At 38.0% G+C, this 8,940-nt stretch carries 7 protein-coding genes; 1 reads left to right on the top strand and 6 read right to left on the bottom strand.

Annotated elements, in window-relative coordinates:
- The first annotated feature begins 733 nt into the window (after positions 1-733).
- Positions 734-1,660: an AraC family transcriptional regulator gene (locus H9655_RS21405; protein ID WP_191817254.1), complete on the top strand. Its 927-nt coding sequence runs from the start codon at positions 734-736 to the stop codon at positions 1,658-1,660.
- A 267-nt stretch (positions 1,661-1,927) separates the two neighbouring features.
- On the opposite strand, the gene dnaB is transcribed toward H9655_RS21405, so the two are convergent.
- From dnaB to H9655_RS21375, 6 genes are all read right to left on the bottom strand, one after another.
- The gene (dnaB, locus tag H9655_RS21400) at positions 1,928-3,292 is read right to left on the bottom strand and encodes a replicative DNA helicase (protein WP_095371351.1); all 1,365 of its coding nucleotides are present in this window, start codon (positions 3,290-3,292) and stop codon (positions 1,928-1,930) included.
- Between the two features lie 132 nt (positions 3,293-3,424).
- Positions 3,425-3,874 (bottom strand): 50S ribosomal protein L9, encoded by a 450-nt coding sequence (gene rplI, locus H9655_RS21395; RefSeq protein WP_191817253.1) that lies wholly within the window; start codon positions 3,872-3,874, stop codon positions 3,425-3,427.
- Positions 3,871-5,844 (bottom strand): DHH family phosphoesterase, encoded by a 1,974-nt coding sequence (locus H9655_RS21390; RefSeq protein WP_191817252.1) that lies wholly within the window; start codon positions 5,842-5,844, stop codon positions 3,871-3,873. The genes rplI and H9655_RS21390 overlap by 4 nt, the downstream gene beginning before the upstream one ends.
- Positions 5,845-5,868: 24 nt before the next feature.
- Entirely contained in the window at positions 5,869-6,813 is a 945-nt protein-coding gene (locus H9655_RS21385) for a YybS family protein (RefSeq protein WP_191817251.1), read from the bottom strand.
- A 217-nt stretch (positions 6,814-7,030) separates the two neighbouring features.
- Entirely contained in the window at positions 7,031-8,311 is a 1,281-nt protein-coding gene (locus H9655_RS21380; RefSeq protein WP_191817250.1) for an MFS transporter, read from the bottom strand.
- Positions 8,312-8,800: an ArsR/SmtB family transcription factor gene (locus H9655_RS21375; RefSeq protein WP_225230799.1), complete on the bottom strand. Its 489-nt coding sequence runs from the start codon at positions 8,798-8,800 to the stop codon at positions 8,312-8,314. It lies immediately after the preceding gene.
- Between the last annotated feature and the right edge of the window lie 140 nt (positions 8,801-8,940).

Below are 8,940 nucleotides of genomic sequence, written 5' to 3'. Positions count from 1 at the left end.
TTATCGTCGTTGAAAACAGTGTTGACAAGAAGGAATAAAATGACTCTTCTTTTTACACAATTATATGGACTTAATCAAATGCTCACATTAGTTAGGCGAAAACTTATGTCTTGTGGGGGCAAACGGGAAATGAACACATTTGTGAGACGAATTCTCTTTACTTGTGGGCGCAAATGAGAAATGCTCACATTAGTTAGGTAAATGCTCTTGACTTGTGGGGACAAACGGGAAATGCTCACATTAGTAAGACGAATGCTCTTGACTTGTGGGCGCAAACGAGAAATAACCACATTTGTTAGATGAAAACTCATGTCTTGTGGGGGCAAACGGGAAATGCTCACATTAGTTAAGTGAATGCTCTTGACTTGGGTGAGCAAATGAGAAATTGTTCAGTGAATGCTCACGAATTGTGTAGGCAAATAATAAATGCCATGTTTAAGCACAAAAATCATCAAGTACAGGTGTAAATCCCCATCCATATCAAATAATAGTTTGCCTATGTACATTCTAAAAATAAGCAAAAATGTAGTTTTAAAACAAAGTCTGGTCATTTAAAAATTGATAAGAAACCCTACTAGTATTCAACTATCAGCGCAGTTTAGTTGAAGAAGAGATTTCATTTCTCCACACCTTTAATTAACTACTTATTTTATTAATATAAGAGCATTGTGTGAAAAACTCGATCAGAATCCTTCTGCTATTCTATAGATATAAAGAACAAGGAGGTACTGATATGTACGCATGGGAATCAATAGAAAGAACATTAACCTATATTGAGGAAAACATGTCAAAAGAAATTCAGACAGAAACCTTGGCAAATATTGCCTCTCTTTCACCGTTTTATTTTCAAAGACTATTTAAACGATTAGTAAGAAAACCAGTACAGGAATATATAAAACTCCGTCGTCTTGCAAAAGCAATCAATGATCTGAAAAATACAAAGCAAAGAATTCTGGATGTAGCTTTGAGCTATGGCTTTTCAAGTCATGCAAACTTTACAAGGGCATTTAAGGAAACATATCAAATGACACCAGAAGAATACAGAAAGAATCTGCCAATGCTTAACACTTTTGACAAACCGGAAATTTCAGCGAATTATGTACTAATCGACGAAAATGTTCCTGTGATAGTAGGTAATATTGTTTTAGAAATCCAGAAGAAATCATTGAAAGAATCAGAAATATACCTTGGTTTTGAAGCAGAAGTAAATATTTCCAATCAGATTCCAGTTGGAGAAAGTACCGGTATTGATGTTCCAGGGCAACTTTGGCAAAAATTTCGCTCAAAGAAAAATATGATAGCAGATTCTCTTTACAGGGACGTTGAAATGGGAATGTCTCATACGGCAAACCTCGATAAAGGAACATTTATTTATTTTGCCGGTGGATTAGCAAACTCGACTAACATAAGTACGAATGATGGTATGGTAAAACAAATTTTGCCTGCTGGAGAATATATAGTGTGTAGAATTGAAGCAGCGTCTTTTGAAGAACTTGTTACAACCGCCTTAAATCAAGCAAATAAGTATCTGTTTGAAACATGGCTTAAGAAACATGAACTGGTCACGCAACCATTCTCAGCAGAAAAATATTACAAAGAAAATGCTGGGATAAACTGTATGGAAATTTGGGTAATTCCTATGGACAAAATAGCAGAGTAATGGAAAAAGCAATTCTTCAATGACTAATGTAAAAAAAGAATTACACGACTAATTTGGAAGTTATATTTTTGCCATGAAAAAACAGAAGTATTGTGAGTGCGTTTATTTAACAAGGAGCTTTAAAATAAGCAAACTAAAATCGAACCCAATTATCAAAAGAAAATCCATAGCCTGAGATTTATAAACCGCTCAAACCACCTTTAACTACCGATCCTAATGTATACTCCCATTAAAAAAGAGGAAAACAGCAATAAACTGTTTCCCTCTTTATGCCCCAGGCGGAGCAAATGAATCGTCAAATCTTTTTTCTAGGTTGACGAATTTATTATATTCTTTGACGAAGGCTAGCTGGACGGTACCGACTGGGCCGTTACGTTGTTTAGCGATGATGATTTCGATGATATTTTTATCTTCGGACTCTTTGTCATAATAATCATCACGATATAGGAAGGCAACGATGTCGGCATCCTGCTCAATACTTCCTGATTCACGTATATCAGACATCATCGGACGTTTATCTTGTCGTTGCTCAACGCCACGTGATAGCTGTGATAAGGCAATAACAGGTACTTGCAACTCTCTGGCAAGCGCTTTTAAGGAACGCGAGATTTCAGAGACTTCTTGCTGACGGTTTTCACCAGAACGGCCGCTACCTAAAATAAGCTGCAAGTAGTCGATGAGGATCATACCTAAGCCATGCTCCTGCTTCAAGCGACGACATTTCGAACGAATTTCTGTGATTCTTACACCAGGCGTATCATCGATGAAAATTCCAGCATTAGATAGGCTGCCCATCGCCATCGTCAACTTGCCCCAATCATCATCGGTTAAAGAACCTGTTCTGAGACGTTGGGCATCGATATTTCCTTCCGCACACAGCATCCGCATTACGAGCTGTTCCGCACCCATCTCCAAACTAAAGATGGCAACATTTTCTTGTGTTTTAACGGCAACATTTTGCGCGATATTTAATGCAAAAGCTGTTTTACCAACGGAAGGTCTAGCGCCAACGATAATTAAATCATTGCGCTGAAAGCCTGCTGTCATATGATCAAGCTCGGCAAACCCAGTCGCTATCCCCGTGATATCCCCTTTACGGTTATGCATGACCTCGATATTATCATACGTACGAACAAGCACATCTTTAATATTGTGGAAAGCCCCTGCATTTTTACGTTGCGACACTTCTAATATATTTTTTTCTGCTTCGCCAAGTAGTGATTCTACTTCATCTTCTCTCGTATATCCATCTTGGGCAATGTCTGTTGCCGTACGGATGAGTCTACGTAAGATCGATTTTTCTTCTACTATTTTGGCGTAATATTCTATATTTGCTGCTGTTGGAACAGATGCAGCTAATTCACTTAAATAAGTTACTCCGCCTGTATCCTCTAACATTTTGGCTGCGTTTAATTCTTCTGTTACTGTTACTAAATCAACGGCTTCTCCCTTGTCATTTAATTTCAGCATGACATTAAAAATTCTTTGATGAGCCGCTCTATAGAAATCTTCAGGAATTAATAGCTCTGAAGCCATTGTTAACGAGGAAGGCTCCAGAAAGATTGCGCCTAGAACAGCTTGTTCAGCCTCTATGTTTTGCGGAGGGAGACGATCAGCAAATAATTCACTCAAAACGATAGAACCTCCTCATTCTGACACATTTTAAACACGTGAGATGAACAAAAATGTGATCAGCCTGCACCGATCACATTTTTTTCACTCTATTATTTTACCATGAATTCTTTTGATGCGTTGTTAAATTCTTTAATTGGCTTCTTTTACATGTACATTTAAAGTCGCTGATACTTCAGTGTGCAGTTTAACCGGTACTTTTGTATATCCTAAAGTACGAATGGCGTCACTTAATTCGATTTTGCGCTTGTCGATTTTAATATTATGCGCCTTCTTTAATTCTTCGGCAATTTGCTTGCTTGTAATCGAACCGAATAGACGCCCGCCTTCTCCTGCTTTTGTTGAAAATTCCAGTGTTAGCTTCTCTAATGTTTCTTTTAATTGCTTCGCCTCTGCTAACTCTGCTGCTGCTTCTTTTTCTTCTTTCTTTTTTTGTGCATTCAATGAACTTACATTTGAGTTATTTGCCTCAACAGCGAGTCCTTGTTTAATTAAGAAGTTATGTGCATAGCCGTCTGCTACGTTCTTCACTTCACCTTTTTTCCCTTTTCCTTTAACATCTTTTAAGAAAATGACTTTCATTCTTCTTTTCTCCCTTCTAAATACTCATCAATTGCTTCTTTTAATTTACTTTCTACATCATTGATTGAGACATCATCTAATTGAGTAGCAGCATTTGTTAAATGGCCGCCCCCTTCTAGCGCCTCCATAATGACCTGTACGTTAATATCACCTAATGAGCGAGCACTCACACCAATCATTTCATCGGCACGATAAGAAATGACGAATGAAGCTGTCACACCGTCCATTGCCAGTAATGTATCGGCTGCTTGTGCAATTAACACTTGGTCGTATATATCATCTTCAGCACCTTTAGCAATGGCTAGGCCATTTCGGTAAAATTCTACCGTTTCAATGATTTTCGCCCGTTTTATATACGTGTCGACATCTTCTTTTAAGAATCGTTGCACAAGGACTGTATCGGCCCCTTGTCCTCTTAAATAAGATGCTGCATCAAAGGTTCTTGCGCCGGTTCTTAACGTAAAGCTCTTCGTATCAACGATAATTCCAGCGAGGAGTGCGGTCGCCTCAAGCATATCAATTTTACGATTCTTCGGTTGATATTCTAGCAATTCGGTCACTAATTCTGCTGTCGAAGAGGCATAAGGCTCCATGTAAACGAGCAGCGGATTTTTAATAAAATCTTCGCCGCGACGATGATGATCGATCACAACTACATCTTCTATTTTAGCAAGCAATCGCTCTTCTATCACCATAGAAGGCTTATGGGTATCAACAACAACAAGTAAAGTATCATCCGTTGCCATCTCTAACGCTTGATCTGGCGTGATGAATTTCGCATAAAGCTCTTCTTTTTTCTCTATCTCAGCCATTAAACGATTTACGCTTTGATCAAATTCGTCTTTATTAACGACAATATATCCATCACGATGATTCATCTCGGCTACCTTTTGAATACCAATGGCAGCACCAATCGCGTCCATGTCCGGCCGTTTATGACCCATGACGATGACTTTATCACTTTCTGAGACTAATTCCTTTAATGCGTGGGAAATAACGCGTGCCCGTACTCTCGTGCGTTTCTCAACAGGGTTCGTCTTCCCTCCGAAAAATTTCACTTTACCATTTGGCTGTTTAATCGCTACCTGGTCACCGCCTCTACCAAGAGCGAGGTCTAAACTAGATTGAGCTAAGACACCTAGTTCTGGCAAATCGGAAACCCCAGCCCCAACGCCTATACTTAATGTGAGTGGCACATTTTGTTTGGCTGTCGTTTCTCTGACAAAATCAAGAATGGTAAATTTACTTTTCTCAAACTGATCTAAAATACTTTCGTTAAAGACGGCGATGAATCGCTCTGAAGATACACGCTTAAAGAAGACACCATTTTCCATGGCCCATTTATTTAAAATAGAGGTGACAAGATTATTTAAACTGCTTCTTGTCTGGTCATCCATTCCTTGTGTTAAATCATCATAATTATCTAAAAAGATAATAGCAATAACGGTACGTTCATCTTCGTATAATTTTTCAATCTGTGTTTGCTCTGTCACATCAAAGAAATAAAGCAGACGTTCGTCAGGCTTATGCACCACGCGAAATTTGCGATCTTTTAGCGTAATGGTCTCTGATTCAATCTCTTTCTTAATGATAGGAATTAAAGCATCTGCTACATCATAAAGTGATCTTCCTACCAATGTATCTTCCCCAAAGCATGATGCCATATATGGATTTGTCCAATCAATATAATACTCATCATTAATCAGCATAATGCCAATTGGCATCTCCATTAATGCTTCTTCCCCTACCTTTTTTACACGGTAAGATAAGGTCGATATGTACTCCTCTGTTTCCTTCCTCTGCTCATAATCAAACTTAAATAATAGGTAGAAAGGAAGGCCGAAAAGGAGGAGTGCAACGAGACTCAATATCCAATTGTACAACGCCATAATCGCTAGAAGAACGACGGTTACACCAATTAAAGCAAACAAGCAATAACGCATCGTTTTCTTTTCTAAATACGAGGGCATGTTTTCAACTCCTAAACAGTAGTGTTATGCATCCCTATTATCTAATCGTTTTCTTAAATCAAATCCTATATCAATTATACCTAATATCCTCACAATATAAAGGAAGATTGGAAGTAAAAAGGTAAATACGAGGATGGCAATGGGCACAACCTTTGGCCAATTCTTTAATCTGCTATAGAAGAAGATAAAGCTAAGCCCTTGAATCACCATAATTAGCTGGAAAACGAATAGGAGATTCACAATGGCCATCATTGTAAAAGAACCTTCTTCTGGTTTCATGAAAAGTTGGGCAACCATAGTTATTAAAAAGTACCATAAAATACTTTTTGGAAAACTAATATCAGCAAATGAACGCCATTTTTTTACTTCAATACCAAATCTCCTGACAATGGGTACGCCAATCAGCTGAATAATAAATACATAAATCGCAGAAGTAAGAACAAGAAGGCTTGGAAGTAACGTCTCCAATGCAGTCATTGTCGCTTCTAATTGCTTGAAAATCTGTTCTGCTTCATTATTATCTAACGTAGATAACATGTTTTTTGTCATATCCATCGATTGCTCAAGAACTACCTTTAGTTCTTCAACAAAATTGACATTCAATAACAAATTCATGCCGGCAAAAACGAGTAAAAACATCGCTAAAAACGCTAAAGAACCACCGAGCAACATCACTGTCCGTTCTTTCTTCAGCTTAATTAACTCTCCAATGACTATACCTGTTAAGCCAAAAATTAGAGTTAACGGGATTGCTGTAATGGTTCCAACAATGAATGATATCAAAATAGCAGCAACAAAAAAGATGGCTGTATCACCGCGCTTATTTTTAGCGGCAAATAACATAAAAGGAACCGGTAAGCCGAAAGTGACAATCGTACCGATGATCGGCAAATAAAGGGACATCAATAGTAAGACAGCAAAAGCAGCTAATAATACCGCCCCTTCAGTAAGTTTATGTACATTTTTCAAATAGATTCACCTCTCAAATTGGGCATACGCCCGCATCTATTATTGTATACACTCATGGATAGGTATTCAACTGAATGAATGCTTCATTTCGTGTAAATATATTCATTCATAACCAAATCATCCTTCTCTATCCTATACAGAAGCGTTTGTATAACAAAAAAACCTCCAAGAATGAAGGTTCAATCATTCTAGAAGGTTCTCATTCCGATTTTCCCTTTTATGCTTCGATTGACATGACCTTTGGTTGGTCGGTTTGTTGTAATAGGCGGAAAAAATGTTTATTTCTTGCTTGATAGAGGATAAAACCGATGATACTTACACCAGCTACCACCATCATTACCCACATCGGCAACCATTCGAGAAATAATCCAAATAAAATAAAGCCTAAAGGCGTGGCTGCACTTGCGCCTGTTTCGAGTATAGCCATCACTCTCCCACGATATTCATCTTTTGTGCTTTTTTGAATGAGTACCATTACTGGAATGTTAATAATCATGATTGCTGCAGCCAAAAGTAAAACAATAATCAATAGGTAGACAAAGATGACTTGATTAGAGACTGCCAAGAACATTGGAAGTTGAGGTACCCCTAGTAACGCAAGGAGTACGCCTAGGCAAAGCATGCCAACAAATAAACTTAAGGATTTCCTCTTTATTTCTGCCTTTAATGAAAGAATGGTACTCATCACTAGCATGCCAACAGCAAAGCTGCCCTCAATAATGCCAAATTGATAGGAAGGCATATCACGAATGGTGAGGACAAGATAAGGCAGGGCGATTGGAAAAACAGCAAACCAAAAATTGACCCAAATGGATACAAAAATTAATTTCCGAAGAAGGGTTTGTTTTTTTACAAAAGAGAGGCCCTCCTTCAGTTCACTTCCAATGCTCCCAGTTTGTTGTACGGGTGTTTTTTCCGCGAATAAGTAGTAGTTAATAAACAAGCTTGCCAATCCGGAAATGAAAAATCCGCAAATATTCATAATCATAAAGCTTGAAAGGGGCAACAGACCGAAAAACACACCGCCGAGAATGGGACCTAATATGCCAGAGAAGGAGACAACTGCTTGATTGAGAGACATGGCTTTTTGGAGATGATCTGGACCAACCATATTGTATATGGAAGACATCACTGCTGAAGAATAGAAAGTGTTTATAATACTGAGAATGCAAGTTGCTAAGTAAAGGAGCCATATGTCTTGTGTAACAAAAATGAAAAGGACACAAATGACAGTAATCCAAAGGGCACAAGCAAAATTGGTCGTAATAATGATTCTCTTGCGATTCCAACGGTCACTTAATGTCCCTGCCAGTGGTGCGAGTAGGATACGAGGAAGGATTGTGAGTAAGAGTGTAATGGAAAAATTGACGGCAGAACCTGTCACAGAAAGAACATATAACCCAATGGCAAAACTATAAATATTTGATCCAAGCACAATCACCACTTTTGCTAACAGAAACAGCACCAAATTCTTTTTTATCGCTGCTTGAGACACCATTTAACTTTCCTCCTCTTTAGGCAGTTTCATAAACGAGCAGCTCACATCATAAGTATCACGATCATTCGTCAGCTCATCAGGTTTAATCGTCTTTTTAAAATACTTCATAAAGAGCTCATCTAACTCTCCTTGAAACGATTGAAGCTCCTCTTTCGTTAAAGATAGTATCGTCCCTCTTGAACTTTGCTTCTCATCACCGCCAACTCCGTCTGTTTGATTAAGATGAAATTGATTCGCTTTCGCACGATAATACTTTTCTATAATTCCTTTGTACTCATTCGTTGACTCAATCTCTAAGATATCCCCTTTATAAAGCTGCTGAATGTGGTAATGGATACTACCCGCTGATTTCCCCAACTCATCTGCTACTTGTTTGGCCGTAAGCGCACGTTCCGACAGTAAAAAGATGATTTTCATTCGCAACGGATTAGAGATTAATTTTTGCTGATGTAAATTAATATTCATCGCTTTCCACTCAAAAGATGACATGTTTATCTCCCCTATCGATATGTCATTGTACGTTCTAACTTAATAATACGTTCTAACTTTTTAGAACGCAAGATTATTTTGAAAATATTCTAATTATTTTAAATATGGATTACTCCGCTATGGGTATGCATTTTGAACAT

The sequence above is a fragment of the Cytobacillus stercorigallinarum genome (assembly GCF_014836495.1).
Classification (GTDB): Bacteria; Bacillota; Bacilli; order Bacillales; family Cytobacillaceae; genus Cytobacillus; species Cytobacillus stercorigallinarum.
This window is presented reverse-complemented; position numbering and strand designations above follow the sequence as displayed.